At 63.4% G+C, this 19,419-nt stretch carries 17 protein-coding genes; 8 read left to right on the top strand and 9 right to left on the bottom strand.

The window, feature by feature from the left end; genetic code table 11:
* Positions 1–63: 63 nt before the first annotated feature.
* The 3 genes from B552_RS0124730 to B552_RS0124720 form a co-directional block, all read right to left on the bottom strand.
* Positions 64–1,479 (bottom strand): DUF1254 domain-containing protein, encoded by a 1,416-nt coding sequence (locus tag B552_RS0124730; protein ID WP_019451745.1) that lies wholly within the window; start codon positions 1,477–1,479, stop codon positions 64–66.
* 267 nt (positions 1,480–1,746) lie between these two features.
* A complete protein-coding gene (locus B552_RS0124725) occupies positions 1,747–5,253 on the bottom strand; it encodes a pyruvate carboxylase (RefSeq protein WP_019451744.1) in 3,507 nt (1,168 codons plus the stop codon).
* Positions 5,254–5,357: 104 nt separating this feature from the next.
* Entirely contained in the window at positions 5,358–5,558 is a 201-nt protein-coding gene (locus B552_RS0124720; protein ID WP_019451743.1) for a hypothetical protein, read from the bottom strand.
* A gap of 576 nt (positions 5,559–6,134) precedes the next feature.
* Here B552_RS0124720 and B552_RS28990 point away from each other — a divergent pair.
* From B552_RS28990 to B552_RS0124705, 3 genes are all read left to right on the top strand, one after another.
* The gene (locus tag B552_RS28990) at positions 6,135–6,584 is read left to right on the top strand and encodes a L,D-transpeptidase family protein (protein ID WP_157160337.1); all 450 of its coding nucleotides are present in this window, start codon (positions 6,135–6,137) and stop codon (positions 6,582–6,584) included.
* A gap of 43 nt (positions 6,585–6,627) precedes the next feature.
* Positions 6,628–6,888, top strand: coding sequence for a hypothetical protein (locus B552_RS28985; RefSeq protein ID WP_162137623.1), 261 nt, complete (start codon positions 6,628–6,630; stop codon positions 6,886–6,888).
* Positions 6,889–7,005: 117 nt separating this feature from the next.
* Entirely contained in the window at positions 7,006–7,404 is a 399-nt protein-coding gene (locus tag B552_RS0124705) for a PAS domain S-box protein (RefSeq protein WP_348600497.1), read from the top strand.
* 47 nt (positions 7,405–7,451) lie between these two features.
* Here B552_RS0124705 and B552_RS0124700 read toward each other — a convergent pair whose 3' ends face one another.
* Positions 7,452–7,871, bottom strand: coding sequence for a PaaI family thioesterase (locus tag B552_RS0124700; RefSeq protein ID WP_019451740.1), 420 nt, complete (start codon positions 7,869–7,871; stop codon positions 7,452–7,454).
* 158 nt (positions 7,872–8,029) lie between these two features.
* Positions 8,030–8,503 (bottom strand): YbaK/EbsC family protein, encoded by a 474-nt coding sequence (locus tag B552_RS0124695; RefSeq protein WP_026036024.1) that lies wholly within the window; start codon positions 8,501–8,503, stop codon positions 8,030–8,032.
* A 284-nt stretch (positions 8,504–8,787) separates the two neighbouring features.
* On the opposite strand from B552_RS0124695, the gene katG reads away from it, so the two are divergent.
* Positions 8,788–10,968 carry a catalase/peroxidase HPI gene (gene katG, locus B552_RS0124690; RefSeq protein ID WP_019451738.1) on the top strand — a complete coding sequence of 727 codons (2,181 nt, stop codon included), beginning with the start codon at positions 8,788–8,790 and terminating at the stop codon, positions 10,966–10,968.
* A 245-nt stretch (positions 10,969–11,213) separates the two neighbouring features.
* Entirely contained in the window at positions 11,214–12,641 is a 1,428-nt protein-coding gene (gene aspA, locus B552_RS0124685) for an aspartate ammonia-lyase (protein ID WP_019451737.1), read from the top strand.
* A gap of 14 nt (positions 12,642–12,655) precedes the next feature.
* On the opposite strand, the gene B552_RS0124680 is transcribed toward aspA, so the two are convergent.
* Together B552_RS0124680 and B552_RS0124675 are read right to left on the bottom strand one after the other, a co-directional pair.
* Positions 12,656–13,576 (bottom strand): lysozyme inhibitor LprI family protein, encoded by a 921-nt coding sequence (locus B552_RS0124680; protein WP_019451736.1) that lies wholly within the window; start codon positions 13,574–13,576, stop codon positions 12,656–12,658.
* Positions 13,577–13,589: 13 nt separating this feature from the next.
* Entirely contained in the window at positions 13,590–14,177 is a 588-nt protein-coding gene (locus B552_RS0124675) for a hypothetical protein (RefSeq protein WP_019451735.1), read from the bottom strand.
* 121 nt (positions 14,178–14,298) lie between these two features.
* Here B552_RS0124675 and B552_RS0124670 point away from each other — a divergent pair, with 121 nt between their 5' ends.
* The 3 genes from B552_RS0124670 (at position 14,299) to B552_RS0124660 (ending at position 16,568) form a co-directional block, all read left to right on the top strand.
* Positions 14,299–15,030 carry an MBL fold metallo-hydrolase gene (locus B552_RS0124670; RefSeq protein ID WP_019451734.1) on the top strand — a complete coding sequence of 244 codons (732 nt, stop codon included), beginning with the start codon at positions 14,299–14,301 and terminating at the stop codon, positions 15,028–15,030.
* Positions 15,031–15,212: 182 nt separating this feature from the next.
* A complete protein-coding gene (locus tag B552_RS0124665; protein ID WP_019451733.1) occupies positions 15,213–15,776 on the top strand; it encodes a hemerythrin domain-containing protein in 564 nt (187 codons plus the stop codon).
* Between the two features lie 105 nt (positions 15,777–15,881).
* Positions 15,882–16,568, top strand: coding sequence for a TetR/AcrR family transcriptional regulator (locus B552_RS0124660; protein WP_019451732.1), 687 nt, complete (start codon positions 15,882–15,884; stop codon positions 16,566–16,568).
* A gap of 47 nt (positions 16,569–16,615) precedes the next feature.
* On the opposite strand, the gene B552_RS0124655 is transcribed toward B552_RS0124660, so the two are convergent.
* The gene (locus tag B552_RS0124655; RefSeq protein WP_019451731.1) at positions 16,616–18,202 is read right to left on the bottom strand and encodes an AMP-binding protein; all 1,587 of its coding nucleotides are present in this window, start codon (positions 18,200–18,202) and stop codon (positions 16,616–16,618) included.
* A 78-nt stretch (positions 18,203–18,280) separates the two neighbouring features.
* Positions 18,281–19,419: biotin/lipoyl-containing protein (locus B552_RS0124650; RefSeq protein ID WP_019451730.1), on the bottom strand; the 1,139-nt coding region annotated here is incomplete at its 5' end.

Raw genomic sequence — 19,419 nt, 5'->3', positions numbered from 1 at the left:
CGACGGAAGGGCTTTTTCCATTGTGGCCGATGCTGCCGGGTCCGTTCCCGGTCAGCCCACCCTTCAATTCACGCGCTGCACCGCAGGCGGCATCCAGTTGCCGTTAAGCAGCGCCTGGTCAGGCCAGTAGGCGCGCAGCATCAGGTTGAACGCGTCCGGGGGCGCGGGCAGCCAGTTGGATACCTTGCGTTCCTCAGGGCGTTCGTACTGGATATAGATATCGAGCGATCCGTCGCGGTTGAAGCGCAAGTGGTCACGGCTGCCGATGGCGTAGCGCTGGATCGGGTTGCTGACGAAGGCCTGCTTGTCGTTGTACATCGTCAGCGACCAGAACGCCTTTGCCGGCGGCAACTGGCCCTTGTCGAAGTGCAGGACGTAGCGGCTGCCGCCATCGAATGGTCGGCCGGTGGCGTCGGCGCGCGCAGTTGGGTAGAGCGAATCCTGGGGCAGGTTGGCGCCAAGGCCGAACATTGCCACGACGGCTCGGCGGCCGTAGTCGGTGCCGTACACGCCGATTTCGCGCTGGACGCGCCAGCCCGTGTGTCCGGCGGCGCTCTGGCGCCCAGCCGCCTTGATCATTGCCAGTGCGGCAGAGGCGCCTTCCTGGACGGCGCGCGCCGTGGACGGTTCCAGCACCGTGGTCTTGAACGGCTGGCCGGCCTTGAGGCCCATGCGCTGCATCTTTTCGACCATCGCGGCGTCTTCGGGCGCGGGCGGATTAGCCTGCAGCAGGCTCGCCAGCCGGCTGAAGAACGCCTGGGCATCCATGGCGGCCACCTGCTCCGCCGGCGGCGTCTCGGTATCGATCAGCTTTGCGCGAGGCACGGACTGCGGCGCGGCGCGGCTCCCCTTGCGCCAGGCGGACAGCGGCACCAGGCGGAACTGGTCCTGCAGGTGGTGCACTGCCGCATAGTCCTGTTTGCCGTTGGTCTGGATCCGGCCAATCAGCCAGGCCATGTTGGTGGGCGAGCGGATCTCCTTGACCCCCTTCGGCAACTGCCCTTGCCAGTCCGGGCCGACAATCGCGAACGCTCCGCGCTTCGTGCCTGTCGTACGCTTGCCCGGCGACGCGAATACGTTGGTCCAGGCGTCGAGAATCGGCATCAGATAGTAGCGACCGCCGGTATCGGGCACCGACAACACCATCGGTTCGTTCGACAGATCGAGCCACGCCGACGAGTACAGCGTGTCGGCATTCGGGCTGACCACGTCCTTGAATGTTGCATCCGGGAAGCTGCGCTTGTGGCCGAACGTGTTGACCGGCACCTTCGCGGTCATCACCTCGCGCGAGACATCCATCAGCACCAGCGGGTAGCCATATGTAAACACCTCGGCCGACAGGGTCTTCATCGCCTGGTCGGAAGGCGGCTGCTCGGCCGCCGGGACGGCCGCCGCCGAGCGATCCGGCGTGGACGTGCAGGCGGACAGGAGAGCGGCGAGCGCCAGAGCGCCCGCCAGTTTGCGTAGTGATGAATTCATGACCCCGTTCCCAAAGGACTGGCGACCTTCCAGGCGTCGAGCGGGGGCGCGAGTAGCTCAGGAGGCGCATCTGTTCGGGACGAATGATGTGCCTCGGGGTTGGCAACTGTCAATGACCCCACTGCTCGGTTTCGCGCGGAAACGTACACTGGGGCTGGATTTGGCTGCTGTTGGCCCTTGTAATAGCGTGCGGCCATGCTGTTGGCACGGCCGCGGCATTCCCGGGACAGGCGAGCCCCGCCCGGGGACACAAAACTCGCTGGAAGGTCAGTCGCCTTTCAGCTCGATCAGCAAGTCCTTTGCCGCCACGCGGTCACCCTGCTTCACATGCACAGCCGCGATCACGCAGTCGCGGTCGGCAGCAATGTGGGTTTCCATCTTCATGGCCTCCAGCGCAAGCAGCGTGGTGCCAGCCGAGACGCTCTGCCCCGGCTGGACCGCTACGGTCACGATCGAGCCCGGCATCGGCGCGGCAACGTGCAGCGGATTCTCGGAATCGGCCACCGGACGGCTCTGGCGTGCCGTTCCGGCCTGCACCGTGCTGCGCTGTTCCACCAGCGCGGTGCGCGACTGCCCGTTCAGCTCGAACTGGACCTTGATGACGCCCTCTTCGGCGTCGGGGTGCGTGCCCTGCAGCGAGACAAGCAGCGTCTTGCCTGCGGCGATATCGACGGCCACCTCCTCCTGCGGCTGCAAGCCGTACAGGAAGGCCGGAGTCGGCACCACCGACGTGTCGCTGTAGGCGCGTACGTGCGCGTGATATTCGGCCGTCTGCTTCGGATACATCAGATACGACGCAAGCTGCCTGTCATCGAGCGGCTGCTCGCAGGCGGTCTCGCCTGCCGCGCGGGCGGCCTCCAGATCCACGGCCGGGATCAGATCGCCGGGGCGGTAAGGCGCGGGCGGTTCGCTGCGGAGGACCTTGCGCGACAGTTCGGCCGGGAAGCCATCGGGCGGGAAGCCCAGTTCACCCTTGAACAGCGAGACCACCGATTCGGGGAACGCGACTTCCTTCGCGGGATCGCACACATCGGCGGCAGTCATGTCGTTGGCCACCATCATCAGCGCCATGTCACCAACGACCTTTGACGTGGGCGTGACCTTGACGATGTCACCAAACATGCGGTTGACGTCTGCATAGGCACGCGAAACCTCGGTCCAGCGATGCTCGATGCCAAGCGAGCGGGCCTGTTCGCGCAAGTTCGTGTACTGGCCGCCGGGCATCTCGTGACGATAGACGTCGGCCGTGCCAGCGCGAATCTCGGATTCGAACGGCGCGTAGTAACGACGAACGCCCTCCCAGTACATCGATGCCTCATGCAGCCGATCCAGACTGAGGCCGGGATCACGTTCGCTGCCAGCCAGCGCTGCAACGATGCTCGACAGGTTCGGCTGCGAGGTAAGTCCGCTCATCGCATCGAGCGCGCCATCGACAGCATCGCAACCCGCCTCGATCGCCGCCAGTGCGGAGGCCGCCGAGATGCCGCTGGTGTCGTGCGTGTGGAAATGCACAGGCAGGCCGGTCTCTTCCTTGAGCGCCTTGACCAGCGCTGCGGCAGCTTGCGGACGGCAGATGCCCGCCATGTCCTTGATCCCCAGCACGTGCACGCCGGCGCTTTGCAGTTCGCGGGCGATGCCCACGTAGTACTTCAGGTCGTACTTGGGGCGCGAGCCATCGAACAGATCGCCCGTGTAGCAGATCGCGCCTTCGCACAGCGCGCCGCTTTCGCGTACGGCGTCGATGGCCACGCGCATGTTGCGCACCCAGTTCAGCGAATCGAACACGCGGAACACGTCCACGCCGGCGCTGGCTGCCTGGCGGACGAAGAATTGCACGACGTTGTCCGAGTAGTTCGTGTAGCCAACGGCGTTCGAGCCGCGCAGCAGCATCTGGAACAGGATGTTGGGCACTCGCTCGCGCAGTTGCGCAAGGCGTTGCCACGGATCTTCCTTCAGGAAGCGCAGGGCCACGTCAAACGTGGCGCCGCCCCAGCATTCCATCGAGAACAGTTGCGACAGTTCGCTGGCGTAGAACGGCGCGATCGGCAGCATGTCGGCGGTGCGCATGCGCGTGGCGAACAGCGACTGGTGCGCATCGCGCATGGTCGTGTCGGTCAGCAGCACCTGCTTCTGGTCCAGCATCCACTTCGCGAACTTGTCCGCGCCAAGGTCGCGCAGACGGTCACGCGTGCCATACGGCAGCGGGCCGGTAGTATCCACGGCCGGCAGCACGGGCTTTGGCAGCGGCAGCGACGGCAACGAGCGGCCGCTCAGTTCCTTATTGCCGTTGACGCTTACGTCGCCCAGATAGCTGAGCAGCTTGGTGGCGGTGTCGCGCCGCTTGGTGAACGCCAGCAGTTCCGGCGTCAGGTCGATGAAGCGCGTGGTGACGTCACCGCGTCCGAAAGCCGGGTGGTTGATGACGTTTTCCAGAAACTGCAGGTTGGAAGAAACGCCGCGGATACGGAACTCGCGCAGCGCGCGATCCATGCGCCGGATCGACTCCGCCGCCGTCGGCGCCCACGTGGTGACCTTGACCAGCAGCGAATCGTAGTACGGCGTAATCACCGCGCCGCCGTAGGCCGTGCCGGCGTCCAGCCGCACGCCGAAGCCCGCCGCGCTGCGATAGGCCGTGAGTCGGCCATAGTCAGGCAGGAAGCCGTTTTCGGGGTCTTCGGTGGTGATGCGGCATTGCAGGGCATTGCCGTTCAGCGGGATCTCCGGCTGCGGCGGTACACCTGCGGCCCGCACACGGATGTCACCGTTGTCGTCGAGCGTGTCTTCGGTCATGCCGATCTGGCCGCCTTCGGTGACACGGATCTGCGCCTTGACGATGTCGATCCCGGTAATCATTTCCGTGACCGTGTGCTCGACCTGAATGCGCGGATTGACCTCGATGAAGTAGAACTGGCCGGAGTCCGCATCCATCAGGAATTCGACCGTGCCGGCGTGGGTGTAGCCGACCGCGCCCATCAGCCGCAGCGCGGCATCGCACAGCGACGCACGGCCGGCAGCGTCCAGGTATGGCGCGGGTGCGCGCTCGATGACCTTCTGGTTGCGCCGCTGCACCGTGCAGTCACGCTCGTGCAGATGCACTAGATTGCCGTGCTTGTCGCCCAATACCTGTACCTCGACGTGGCGCGCGTTGCGCACCAGCTTTTCCAGGTAAACCTCGTCGTTGCCGAACGCGGCCAGCGCCTCGCGCCGGGCCGCTGCGAGCGCGGGCTCCAGGTCCTGTTCGGTTTCCAGCACGCGCATGCCGCGTCCACCGCCGCCCCAGCTTGCCTTGAGCATCAGCGGATAGCCGATGCCGGCGGCCTGACGCTTGCACTCGTCCAGGTCCAGCGGCAGCGGATCGGTGGCCGGCATGACCGGCACGCCGGCTGCGATGGCGGCATTGCGCGCAGCCACCTTGTTGCCAAGCATGCGCATGACTTCAGGCGACGGGCCGATCCAGCGAATCCCGGCGTCGATGACCGCCTGGGCGAAATCCGGGTTCTCGGACAGAAAGCCATACCCCGGGTGAATCGCATCGACCTTCGCTTGCCGGGCAATGCGCAGGACGTCGTCGATATCGAGATAGGCCGCCAGCGGCTTCTTTCCGTCGCCAACCAGATAGCTCTCATCGGCCTTGAAGCGATGGAGCGCAAGCCGGTCCTCCTTCGAGTAGATGGCGACCGTGCGGATGCTCATCTCGGCGGCGGCCCGCATCACGCGAATCGCGATCTCGGAACGGTTGGCAATCAGCAGCGATTTGATCGGGGCAAAATCCATGGGCGTACGAACCAGGCTAACGGGCCACGCGGAAAAGACACGGCATGGCCCGAGGTCAAAGATACGGCGTCAGGCAAGCTCTGCCCCGCCGGCGAAGTCAGAAATCAGTCGTAGCTGGAAGATGGAGAGTGCGCCTCCATCCAGTCGTAATGCGCCCTGCCAACTGCCCAGGCCCAGTTCGAACGCTTCGGGAGCGGCTTGGCGCCATCCCCGCGCTGGTTCGGCATATCGAGCAAATGCCGCTTGTTCCCATCATCGCCAGACGCGCCATCCGCGCCTGTCTTGCTTTGTCCGTAGTACGTCATCAAGCGTTCCTGTTCAACCCGTGGTCTCTCGCCGTCGGCAAAAGGCGATGGCGGGATCGGCAATGGATTTGCGTGCGCAATTCCCCGCACACGTGTTGAGGCTGAAAGAGCAAAAAGCAGACCACGTCACCGTGACGGGCTTGTCCCATTGATTTCGCAGGATTTTTTCCGAAAGCGCGTGGTCGGCAGATATTGCAATGTTGAAATTCGCGATTGCAACGGTGAAACGTGGTTTCCAAGCGAATGGAATGTAAGTGCTGCAATGTGCACCGCTCAACGGGCAACCGGGCTGAGATAAATCTCATGCAAATCCAAGGTTCTCCGATTGCGCCTTGTAGCGCGTGATGCACAAATGGCGGGGCCACTCGAACGTTGGAGGGCTGACCATGACGTCATCAACCAGGGGAAAACATGCGAATGAGTGCTGAGCGAATCTGCAGCGTGATTGATAGCGATCCGAGTTTGCAGTCCGAACTAAGATCGGTTGCGCAAATGCGAACAAGCTGGACGTACGATCTGTCCACTCGCAATTTGGTCCGGATGCTAAATCTGGAGGAAACCTCTCGGCGCATAGACATGCGCGAAGCTTCCCTGCTTTTTAATGGCGTAGTCCTGGTGTGGCTGGAGAATGGGCAGGTTTATCGCCAATGGCCTGCTACCTCCGGCAAGAAAGGATATTCGGGCCCCGAACATCAGGCGGAACGTAACGTAGGTCCGATCCCGGCCGGTCGCTACAAGGCGCGCCAAGGCAGGATGGAACGATGGGACGAAGTCACTCTCATCCGGAAGCTTCTTGCAATCGTAAAAATGGGCCCGTTCCCATCGGGTCCAATGGCGTGGGGACATCACCGTATCTGGCTGGACCCGCTGCCGGGAACAAGAACCTATGGCCGTTCAGATTTCTCGATCCATGGTGGCTGGGTGCCGGGCTCGCACGGTTGCATTGATCTGACAGCCTCGATGGACAGCTTCATTGGCGAGTTCATTTATTATGCAAAAGACATCGACCTCGTCGTCATGTATTAAGAAGTGGTCGGCCTCAGCCGCGCTTTTCGCGGTAATTGTGATCATGGCGATGGATGCAGGGGAAGCATGGGAATTTCCCCAACGCTATCCGTTTGGCGCGGCCGGACCGGCGGCAAACCTCTGGATGTATGACAGCCTGCGGAACTACCTTGTTGGAGCAGGACTTTGGATTGTGGCGTGTAGCCTGGCGATCCGGGCTGTCTGGACGCATCCCGCGCGGAAATTGCGTCGCCGGCTGTGCTTTGCACCACTGCTCGCGATGGTGGCGCTGACTGTTTACGAATGGATCGTTAATTTCACATGAGCGCCAAGCCTACGATTCACGGTGCAAAGCTGGCAGAATCCCCCAAATGATGAGGGGCTTCCGGCGATGGAAGCCCCCTCACGAAGCTCACCCTCCGGAGCGGATACCACCATGACAATGTCAACGGACTCGGCGGCGCTGATCCTTGAGCAGCTTGCCGATGCACTCATATTTGCCGATACGGATGGGCGCATTGGAGGCTGGAACCAGGCGGCGGCGGACCTGTTTGGATACCGGGCCGACGAGGCGTTGGGACAGAGTCTTGATCTGATCATCCCGGAGCGTCTGCGGCCCGCACACTGGCGGGGGTTTGAAGCGGCCATCCAGTCAGGCAAGACCCGCTTATCCGGCAAGCCGACATTGACGAAAGCCATCCACAAGGACGGAAGCAAGCGTTTCGTGGAGATGACATTCGCGCTTGTCAGCGATGCAAACGGCAAACCTGTCGGCTCGGTCGCCGTTGCGCGGGATGTCACGGAGCGGGTCGAGCGTGAGCGGGCCCAGGGTGCCGCCTAGTGGCGGGCCGCATCACAAACACTGACGGGCGGATTCTCCTTGCAGCCCTACCGCAGCAGCATCTGCGTACAACGGAACAGCGCCATCGTACGGCCGGTGGGATCGAATACCGTGGCATCCCAGACATGGGTGCTTCGCCCCAGATGGACGGCCGTTGCGACGGCCCGGATCGTTCCCTCGCGACACGTTCCGAGGAAGTTGCTCTTGAGTTCGATCGTCGTGAAGTTGGGGGTTTGGTCTGACAGGTGGGCCAGGCACGCGTAGCCACAGCTAGTGTCGGCAAGCCCGATCACCGTTGCCGCGTGCAGAAATCCGTTAGGCGCCAGCAACTGGGGCCGAATTTGGAGCTCCGCGGTCAGCGTGCCTTGTGTGAGCGCGAGGACGCGCACGCCAAGCAAGTCGGGCAGCATTCCCCGCTGGCGTTCGTGGATGGACTCGATGGTGAAGTCTGGACGCAGCGTGCTCATGGTTTGACACTCCTTGGCAGAATGCCGCCTATTGTGGGCCCAGCCCGGAAAAGGCGCCCACCCTGCCATCGAGCTATACCGCAATCCCTGTGCACGCAAAAACGTGGCGCCCGCATCACCCCATCACGCGCCGCCGGCAACCTCCCCCCTTCCCTGCGCTACATGTCCCGGTGCGCAAAATGCCCAAGCCGCGCGTCAGCCATCAGGTCGGCGAACTGATCGGTGCTCATGTGCACGAGTTCCTGCTGGTCTCCTGCCTCGAAGTAGACGTCGGAATGCGTCAGCAGGCTGTCGTCTAGCCAGGTCTGCGTGCCATATGCCATGCAGACCGGCGGGATCGCCCCAAGACTGCAGTCCCTGAAGACTTCACGCACGCCGCATTCGTGGGCGAGCGTCAGCTTTCGGCCCGTCTGTGCGCAGATTTCCGCCAGTTTCAGGTGATGCGTGGAGGGAATGACCGCCGCAACGTATCCCCGCTGATCTTCCAGCAGGACTGTTCTGGCCAGCCGGTCTCCGGGAACGTATTCGGCCGGCACGGCGGCTGGGCTCCCCGGGCTGCCGGGGCGATGTACGGTTTCAAACCGGGTTTGCTTGTTGCGAAGGCATCTTGCCAGCGTGGTAGCCACGGCCATGATTGCATCCTCCGACGCGCTCATCGCGACAGTTGTTCGAATGCTATTCACTATAGAAGTCTCGCCGGACCACAGAGCCATCCGGAGCAATCGGGGTACGTCCAGATTGCCGCGGGCAGCTTTAATTCCTTCGGTACGTCGGCATCACGTCCTAGCATGGTTAGGTCAACTGTGACGTCCGATTCGGACTTGCCTCCAAAGGCGCTTCTTCACATGGGCCCGCGTCGTGGCGAATGGTTACAGCATGGTGTTTCGTTGAGTTCAAGCGACCAAAGGAGATTCGCATGACAACTGAAGCAAAGTGCCCGTTTCTTCATCCCGCAGGCGCCGGCCGGGCGCTCCAGGAGTGGTGGCCAGAGCGGCTGAATCTGCACATTCTGCGCCAGAACTCCTCATTGTCCGATCCGATGGGCGAAGCCTTCGACTACGCGAAGGAGTTCAACAGCCTTGACCTGGCCGCCGTGAAGAAAGATCTGCAGGCGTTGATGACTGATTCTCAACCGTGGTGGCCGGCAGACTTTGGACACTACGGTCCGTTGTTCATCCGCATGGCATGGCATGCCGCAGGCACCTATCGCATTGGCGACGGGCGCGGTGGCGCCGGTGCAGGCCAGCAGCGCTTTGCACCGACCAGCAGCTGGCCGGACAACGTCGGCCTGGACAAGGCACGCAGGCTGATCTGGCCGATCAAGCAGAAGTACGGCCGTAAGATTTCGTGGGCTGACCTGATCGTGCTGACCGGCAACGTGGCGCTGGAGTCGATGGGTTTCAAGACATTCGGCTATGGCGGCGGGCGCGAGGACGTCTACGAGTCGGACGAGTCTGTCTATTGGGGGAACGAATCCGTGTGGCTGGAGGACAAGCGCTACAGCGGCAAGCGTGACCTCGAAAATCCGCTGGCGGCAGTCCAGATGGGCCTGATCTATGTGAATCCGGAAGGCCCGAATGGCAATCCAGACCCACTTGCCGCAGCGATCGATATCCGTGAGACGTTCCGCCGCATGGCGATGAACGACGAAGAGACGGTAGCGCTGATCGCGGGCGGCCACGCGTTCGGCAAGACGCACGGCGCCGGCCCCGTGTCCCATGTGGGGCCCGAGCCCGAGGCTGCCGGCCTTGAGGAACAGGGGCTTGGCTGGCGCAGCAGTTTTGGCACCGGCAAGGGCGGCGACGCCATCGGCAGCGGACTGGAGGTCATCTGGACCACCACGCCGACGAAGTGGAGCAACGACTACTTCAAGCACCTGTTCGAATACGAATGGGAACTGACGAAGAGCCCCGCTGGCGCAAATCAATGGACACCCAAGGGCGGCGCAGGCGCCGGCACGGTGCCCGACCCGGCCGATCCGTCCAAGCGCCGTTCGCCGGCCATGCTGACGACCGACCTCTCGCTGCGGTTCGATCCGATCTACGAGAAGATCTCGCGCCGCTTCTATGAGAATCCGCAGGAGATGGCCGACGCGTTTGCCCGCGCATGGTTCAAGCTGACCCACCGCGACATGGGGCCGCGCGCACGCTACCTTGGCCCGGATGTTCCGAAGGAAGAACTGCTCTGGCAAGACCCGATCCCGGCCGTAGATCACCCGCTGATCGACGCGCAGGATGTGGCCGCGCTCAAGGCCAAGGTGCTGGCGTCGGGGCTGACCGTCCCGCAACTGGTGTCGACGGCGTGGGCATCGGCATCGACCTTCCGTGGCTCGGACAAGCGCGGCGGCGCCAACGGTGCGCGCATCCGCCTGGCACCGCAGAAGGACTGGGATGCCAACCAGCCTCCGGAACTTGCGAAGGTGCTGGCCACGCTGGAGGGCATCCAGGGCGATTTCAACAAGGCCCAGAGTGGCGGCAAGAAGGTCTCGATGGCCGACATGATCGTGCTGGCCGGATGCGCTGGCGTCGAGCAGGCGGCCAAGAATGGCGGCCACAACGTCACGGTGCCGTTTTCGCCCGGCCGTATGGATGCGTCGCAGGAGAAGACCGATCTGGACGCCATGGTTGTGCTCGAACCAATCGCCGATGGCTTCCGCAACTACATGAAGGGGAAGCTCCCGATCCGCGCCGAGGCATTGCTGGTGGACAAGGCCCAGTTGCTGAAGCTTACGGTGCCGGAGATGACAGCACTGGTGGGCGGCATGCGCGCGCTCGACGCCAATTTTGGCAAGTCTCAGCATGGTGTCTTCACGAATCGCCCTGGCGCGCTGACCAACGACTTCTTCGTGAATCTGCTCGACATGGCTACGGAATGGAAGCCCGTATCGGAAGACATGGACCTGTTTGAAGGACGCGACCGCAAGACAGGTGCGCCAAGATGGACCGGCACGCGTGTTGACCTGATCTTCGGTTCGAACGCCGAGCTTCGCGCGGTCTCCGAGGTCTACGGCGCCACAGATGGCCAGGAGAAGTTCGTCCAGGCCTTCGTGGCAGCGTGGAACAAGGTGATGAACCTGGACCGCTTCGATCTCAGGTGACAGCCCGACGGTCAGGCCGCAGTGTCAGGCACAGTGTCAGGCCGCAGTGAATGGGGCCGGTCGCAAGACCGGCCTTGTTTTCATTGGCACCGACCGAGCGGCAACGGCTTTATACGTTTTTTGCATAACAGTTTCAGTCGCCTGCAGCAGCCCATACCAACTTTGCATGGATTCTGGCGACGGCATGGCCGAATCACTAGACTTTGGCCGTACCGTCGAAACCAGTTCTCGCGAGGAGCGCAGCCATGACCACCGGACAATTCAGAAGCGAACACGACCTGCTTGGCGACCGCGAAGTCCCCGCCGAGGCCTACTATGGCGTCCATACGCTGCGGGCCGTCGAGAATTTCCCGATCACGGGCACCCCGATTTCCATCTACCCCGAGCTGATCAAGGCACTGGCCGCGATCAAGCAGGCAGCGGCGCTGGCCAACCATGAGCTTGGCCTGCTGGACCAGCCGCACTGCGATGCAATCGTGGGCGCCTGCAAGGAACTGATGGCCGGCGCGCTTCACGATCAGTTCGTCGTCGACGTGATCCAGGGCGGCGCCGGCACCTCGACCAACATGAATGCCAACGAGGTCATTGCCAACCGAGCGCTCGAACTGCTCGGCCACAAGAAAGGCGAGTATCAGTACCTGCATCCGAACGAGCACGTCAATATCGGCCAGAGCACCAACGACGTCTACCCCTCCGCGCTCAAGGTGGCCACATGGTTCGGTATCGTCGGACTCGTGGACGCCATGGCCGTACTGCGCCAGGCCTTCGAGGCGAAGGCCGACGAGTTCGCCCACATCATCAAGATGGGCCGTACGCAGTTGCAGGACGCCGTGCCGATGACGCTGGGCCAGGAATTCAGCACCTATGCGGTCATGCTGGGCGAAGACGAGCAGCGCCTGCGCGAGGCCTCGATGCTGATTTGCGAGATCAACCTTGGCGCCACGGCGATCGGAACCGGCATCACCGCACATCCGGCCTATGCGCCGCTGGTGCTCAAGCGGCTGCGCGAGATCACGGGCATTCCGCTGGAAACCGCCCCTAACCTGATCGAGGCCACGCAAGACTGCGGCTCTTTCGTGCAGCTTTCCGGCGTGCTCAAGCGCGTGGCCGTGAAGCTCTCCAAGACATGCAACGACCTGCGCCTGCTGTCCAGCGGGCCACGGGCGGGCCTTGGCGAGATCAACCTGCCGCCCATGCAGGCCGGCTCCAGCATCATGCCTGGCAAGGTGAACCCGGTGATTCCCGAAGTGGTGAACCAGATCGCGTTCGAGGTCATCGGCAACGACGTTACCGTCAGCTTTGCGGCCGAGGCCGGACAGCTTCAACTCAACGCGTTCGAACCGATCATCGCGCATAGCCTGTTCAAGAGCGTCAGCCACCTGCGCAACGGCTGCCTGACGCTGGCCGAGCGCTGCGTCAGGGGCATCACGGCCAACGCGGACAGGCTGCGCGCCACCGTGGAGAATTCGATCGGCGTGGTGACCGCGCTCAACCCGTACATCGGCTACGCCAACGCAACCGCCGTCGCGCAGGAAGCCCACGCCACCGGCGGCAGCGTCTATGAGATCGTGCTGCGCAAGGGGTTGTTGTCGAAGGAAGAACTTGATCGAATCCTGCGACCAGAGACGCTGACCCAGCCGGTACCGCTGCAGATGCCGGCAAAGCCGCACTGACGGCCGGGCAATTGCTACGACGGCGTCCGCTTCAGCTCATCGATGCGGGCGTTGTAGCTTCGCAGCAGGCAGTCCTTGTCGCCGCACTCGTTGCGGGTGCGAAGCCATGTGCGTTGGCTTGATCGCAGGCGTTCCTTGTTGGCTGATGTCTTCAGCTTTTGCTCGTAGATTCCAGCCAGTTGCCTGTCGACGCGAGTTAGCTCGGCATCCCCGCAAACAAGCTGCGCTTGCGGGGATGGGAGCTTGCTGCATTCGAGGCTATTGGTCAGCGCAACCCTCATATCAGCCGTGGTTTCCATATTCCCCGGCTTGCATAGCCCTTGCAGCGACTTGCAAGCGATGTCGCGCCCTACCCACGCCATGTCTCGCGCGCCATATTCCTCGACGAAGCGATTGATGCCGGCGTGAGTCACGCCCCTTTGCATCGCGTTTGCCGCGATGATCTCGTTGCAGAGAGAGTCCGCCTCGTACGTGCCGCCTTCGCGTCTGTAGCAACTGTGAAAGCCGAGCTTGCCGGTACCCAGAACACTGCGGCGTTCCCCTGATGCGAACAGGATGGAAGCGCAGGCGGATGCACAACTGGCGCCGCTCGGGACTGCCGTATAGACGCGGATCTTGTCCATGGCATCGACGATGCGAAAGGCAGCTTCGACATTCCCACCCGGGCTATTCAGAATGACGGTAACGAGCCCTTCGCCATCACGATCTGCCCGCTTGGCAATCGAAATGAACTTCCGCACATCACCGCTCTGAATCTTCCCCTCCGCGATGATCATCTTGATCTTGAGTTGCGGCTGGTAGTAGATCCTGAAGTCCATCGCCGACGCTACGCAGGGAAACACAAGCGTGGTGAGACAGACCAGATGGAGCCAGAAGCGCGATGGCTGGGTCAGGTTTTTCGCGGCCACGTCCCTGGCTTGCTCGGCGCCGTGCATACGCGACTACGCCCTAATGTCCTGTCTTCGGCGTCACGGAAATCGCTAGCGCCTCCGTATAAACGGCCTGAACCTGGTCGCCGCGACGGATTGCCTTCAATTGCTGCGGATCGTTGACGTGCACGTCAACCTGCTTGCCCTTGGGCCCCTTGAGCGTCACCGTGCCCGATTTGGCATCGACTTTCACGACATCGGCGGTCACGGTCACCTCGCGGCCGATGGTGCCGCCCGGCTTGTCACCGGGCTGCGCCCGTTCGGCGGTTTCCCGCTCGATGGACGAACGTATGCCGCTCTGGCGCACCATGCTGACCGACAGGGCTTCCGTGTACTCGACGGAGACCACGTCGCCCTTGTGGAGCTGGTCGAAATTGCGCACGTCGTCGCCCACGTGCAAGTCCGTGACCTTGCCCTGCCTGTTCTTTAGCGAGACCGTACGCGTGGCAGCGTCGATGCCGACCACGGTGGCGGTGGCCCTGGTTGTCTTGGTCGCCATCACGGCCCCTACGCCGGAAGCAACATGAGAACTGGTTTCAGGCTGGGCCAGCGCCACGCCGGCCACCCCGGCCAGCGCGGCGGCCACCCATAGCTTCCGGAAATGCATGCTGCTCCCCTTTGCGTGAGCCGACGGGCGGAATACTCTATGTATTACATGATCTGCCCAAGAGTACAAGTTCGCCCGGGCACCCGTCTTCCATGTCAGTTTGCCAAGAAAGGAGTCCACCATGGCGACCCTGTCCCTTTCGAACGGTACAACGATCGATGAGATTGCTGACCGCATCTATCGCATTGCCACCCCGGTCGAGATCCCTGGCGGGGGCGGATTCTCGTTCAACCAGTACCTGATCGACGACGACGAGCCGCTGCTGTTTCATACCGGCCTGCGCGCGCTGTTTCCCGTCGTTGGGGAGGCGGTCGGGCGGATCATGCCGATCGATCGCTTGCGCTATATCGGCTTCTCGCATTTCGAAGCCGACGAATGCGGCGCACTGAACGAGTTCCTCGCTGCCGCTCCGCGTGCGGAGCCGCTGTGTGGCCAGATCGCCGCCATGGTTTCGGTTGGCGATTACGCAAATCGGCCGCCACGCGCCCTGGATGACGGCGAGGCGATCTCGCTCGGTCGTCACAGTGTGCGCTGGCTTGATGCACCGCACCTGCCGCACGCCTGGGAATGTGGATTTCTCATGGAGACCACATCGGCAACGCTGCTCTGTGGCGACTTGTTTACCCAGGGCGGGTCCCATCACCCGCCGCTTACCGAGGCTGACATCCTCGGACCGAGCGAGGCCTTCCGCCGGAAGATGGACTACTTCTCCCACAGCAGGAACGCCCGGGCCATGCTGGAACGCCTGGCTGCACTGCAACCGACGACTCTCGCCTGCATGCATGGCAGCGCCTGGCGCGGCGACGGTGCGGCCTTGTTGCGTGCGCTTGCGGACAGCGTCGAGCGCGACTAGATGCTGCGCAGGAGGACGCCAGCGGCACCGATTGGCCGGCTGGCATCAGCGCTCACCCGCATCATTTTCGATCTGTTGATCTATGTCACGCCGGCTTCCGGACCGGCGAATACTGTATCAAGTAAGGCGATCCGGGTTGGCCGCGCGGGGCATCCGGGCCTAACCCATCCAAGGAGCACGCCGTGACCACCCCCCTTTCGGTATGGCACGAAGATCATATTCATTTCGCTCGCCTGCTGGACCTTCTGGAAGAACAGGTAATCCTCTTTGACCGGGGCGAGCGGCCAAACTACGGCCTGATGAGCCTTATCATCTATTACATGCGAAGTTTCGGCGATCGCGTCCATCATCCCCGTGAGGATGTTGCGTACGCGAAGCTCGTAGAGCGCGATCCCGGCATGGAAATCGTCGTGAACCGGCTGCAGCAGGAACACCGCGTGATTGCCACTGTGGGCGAGGCGCTGTCGAACCGGCTCGAAGAGGCTCAGGGAGATGTGGTCAGTTCGCGTTCGGCGCTTGAGGCCGCCGGAGCGATGTACCTTGTCTACTATCGCAATCATCTCTCGACCGAAGAACGGCACGTCATGCCCCGCGCTGCGCAGCTATTGACGCCCGAGGATTGGGCCGAGGTTGACGCCGCCGTTCCGGCGAGCGACGACCCGCTGTTCGGGGAGCACGTCGAACAGCGCTTTGCGATGCTGCGCAAGCAGATCGAAAGTGAGGCGAGCCTGGCCGGCCAGAGCTAGCAAGACGTCCCCGGTTTCGCGGCGCGGGAAGCCGCGAGTTTTCCGACAATGCCACGCTGAATGACGGTATCCTGACGCCGAAGTGACCAACTCAAGGGTGACCCGATGTCAGAAGGTGCAGGGGCAAATCCAGTCAGCGTCGACCCGGCATCCGCCGAGCATGCGCCTGCCGGCACGCCCCCGAGGAAGCGCGGCCGACCGGCCCAGGACGCCAACGAAGGGCTGCGCCGTACCCTGATCGAACAGTCCGCACGGCTCTTCCGCGAGAAGGGCTATGGCAATACCACCGTGCGCGATATCGCCGCGGCCGCGGGCGTGCACGCGGGCAGCTGGTTCTATCACTTCAAGACCAAGCAGGACATCCTGCTGGCGGTAGTGGAGCACGGCCTGTCCGTCGGGCTGGCCGACCTGGAAGCCGTGGATATCGACGGCCTGCCGCCGCGTGAAGCGTTCCGGCAACTGGTGCGTGCGCACCTCTACACGCTGCTGGCGCCTAACCAGGACTTTATTCCGGTGATGCTGTACGAGTGGCGATCGCTCGATCACGCGGCGCAGGAGCGCGTGATCGCCCTGAAGGATCGTTACGAAGGCCTGTGGACGCGCGTAATCGAGCGCCTGCAGCGCTCCGGCGAATGGTTGCAGCCCACCGCCGTGGACCGCCTGATGATGTTCGGCGCGCTGAACTGGTCAGCGCAGTGGTACCAGACCGGCGCCGGACTGAGCATCGACGAACTGGCCGATCAGGCCGTGCTCTTTATGCTGCGCACCCCGGCGGCCACCCACGAAAAGTAGCGGATAGCGGCCAGCGCGGGGCGGCGCGAAGGTTGGCGGACCGAACCCTAGCGGTCCGCGCCGTCGAACAGCGACTGGTTCGCAGTACGCAAGATGTGCTTCTGGATCTTGCCGGTTGCCGTCATCGGCAACTGGTCCAGGATGGCGATGTGCTTGGGCGCTTCAAAGCCTGCCAGATGCTCGCGGCAATGCGCCTGCAGCGTGGCCAGATCGCACACGGCATCCGGCTTGAGGCACACAAAGGCCGCCACGGCCTCCACCCAGCGCAGATGCGGCAGGCCAACCACGGCGGCATTTGCCACCGCCGGGTGGCGCAGCAACACCTCCTCCACCTTCACCGATGGCACGTTTTCGCCGCCGGTCTTGATCATGTCCTTCTTGCGGTCCTTGAACTGCAACTGACCGGCCTCGTCCCACATGCCCAGGTCGCCCGTGTGGTGCCAGCCAAAGCGCCGTGCCTGCGCCGTGGCCACCGGGTCCTTGTAGTACCCCAGCATGACGTTCGGGCCACGGTGCACGATCTCGCCGATTTCGCCGGGGCCCAGCAAGCGGCCCTCGTCGTCCATGATTGCGGTCTCGTTGACCATGCAGGGTCGCCCCCAGCAGTTGCCACTGCGTAGCAGTTGCTGGTCCGGCGCGAAATACTGCGTCATCGGGAAGATCTCGGTCTGCCCTGACCCAAGCGCGAAGTTCGGGCAGATCTCCGCGATCAGCCGCTTGATCAGCGGCGCGGGCATTGGTGCCATTGCGTACAGACACAGCCGCAGAGGCGAAAGATCGCGCTGTGCGCGCAACGGGTGCTGCAGCAGCGCCGCATACATCAGCGGCAGGCCGAACATCAGCGTAATGCGCTCGTTGTGCAGCGTATCAAGCAATGCAACCGGATCGAAACCGCGCTGGATAACCAGCCGCGCACCGGCCATCAGCGAGGCCGCCGCGGTGGCGAATTGCGCGCAGTGGAACAACGGCAGCAGGCAGGAAAATACGTCCGCCGGGCCGATGGCAAGTGTCGCAATGTTGGAAGCGACGGCGGACAGCACGGAGCGGTGCGAGTGCATCGCGCCCTTTGGCCGCCCGGTGGTGCCGCTGGTGTACATGATCAGCGCCAGGTCGCCGTCTTCGATCAGCACCTCGGGAGTGGTATCGGGCATGCCAGACAGCGCTTCGGCCAGCGTGGCGACCTCGGGCACCGGCGCGGCCGTCATTGCCAGCCGCACAGGCAGGCCCAGGCTTTCCAGCGCCGGCTGCAGATTGCCGTGGAGATGGCCGTCCATCACTACCAGCCTGGCTTCGGCGTGCTCGACGATATAGCGCACATCCTCGGGCGCCAGCATCGCGTTGACCGGCACCCAGACCATGCCCGCCTTCAGGATGCCGTATGCGGCCACGAGGAACGCGATGGAATTGACGCAGACCATCGCCACCTTGTCACCGGGCTTCAGGCCGCTGGCCAGCAGATGATGGGCGAAGCGGTTGCTGTCGGCTTCCAGCGAGGCGTAGCTCATGCGCTGCCCGCCGTCCACCAGCGCGATTTCGTCACCGAAGCTGCGCGCGCTCCGGCGCAGCGTGTCGCCTAGCGTATTGCGGTTCAGCAGGTTGGCCTCTAGTCTGACATCTGGCATGGCTTCCGACATGGGATTCTCCCGGTTGTACCGCGTTGTATGTGCAGCGACTCCGCCCGCTTGGTCTGGCCACTTGGTCTGGCCACTTCGTCAGGCCGCTTCGATCTCGATCAGCAATCCGCCCGGCGCCACCTGCGCGCCCACTTCGGTAAACAGCCCCCTTACCTCGCCCGCCAGCGGCGCGGCAATGCTGTGTTCCATCTTCATGGCCTCCACCACCAGCAAGACCTGGCCGGCAACCACCGCGTCGCCATGTGCGACGTGCAACGCGACCACCCGGCCGTTCATCGGCGCGCTGATGCGTCCGTTGCCATCCTGCCCGCCGTTGCGGTCAGCCCGCGCGTAAGTGACGTCGCGCACCATGTGCTCGGCGCCGTCGAGGACGAAGTGGCAGCCATCCTGCGTGACTGCGTAGCGGATCTGGCAAGGCCGGCCGCCAAACATCAGGGACAGGCTGCCGTCAGCGTCGGTGCGGCCAACGATGCTGGCGACCGTGGTCTGGCCCTCATCGCTCAGCGCCCATTGCCGCTCGCCGATCGTGTGCACCTGCAGCGCCGCAGCTTCGCCGTCGAGCACCAGCCGGCACCAGTGCGGATACGCGCCACTGCTGGACCAGCCATGCAGTTCCGCCGGATACCTGGCCGCACCGGCAAGGCCGCGCAACCATGTCAGCAGCGCAGCACCCACCAGACGCGCCATGGCACTCGGCTTTGACGAGGCGTGCAGCGAAGCTCCCATATGGGCTTCGATAAATGCCGTGGTGGCCTGCCCTGCTGCGAATGCGGGATGCGCGATGCATTGGCCGAGGAACCGGCGGTTGCTCTTCACGCCGAGCAGCAGGCAGGTATCGAGCGCGCGCATCAGGCGCCGGCGCGCGTCTTCGCGGTCCGTGCCGTGGGCCACCAGCTTGGCCAGCATCGAGTCGTAGTACGGCGATACGGTCACGCCATCGGCCAGCGCATGGTCGACTCGGATGTCTTCGGGCGCCTGCCAGCGCGCGACGGTGCCGCTCTGTGGCAGAAAGCCCTGCAGCGGGTCCTCCGCGCACAACCGCACTTCAATCGCGTGGCCGCCATTGGCGCGCCGGGTGTCGATATCGTGCTGCGTCAGCGGCAGTGCCTCTCCCAGCGCCACGCGCAATTGCCACGCCACGAGGTCTTCGCCGATGACCGCTTCGGTCACCGCGTGCTCCACCTGCAGGCGCGTATTCATCTCCATGAAGTAGAACG

This window comes from Cupriavidus sp. BIS7 (assembly GCF_000292345.1).
Classification (GTDB): Bacteria; Pseudomonadota; Gammaproteobacteria; order Burkholderiales; family Burkholderiaceae; genus Cupriavidus.
The sequence above is the reverse complement of the archived record's forward strand: the minus strand, read 5'-3'. Positions and strand labels throughout refer to the sequence as shown.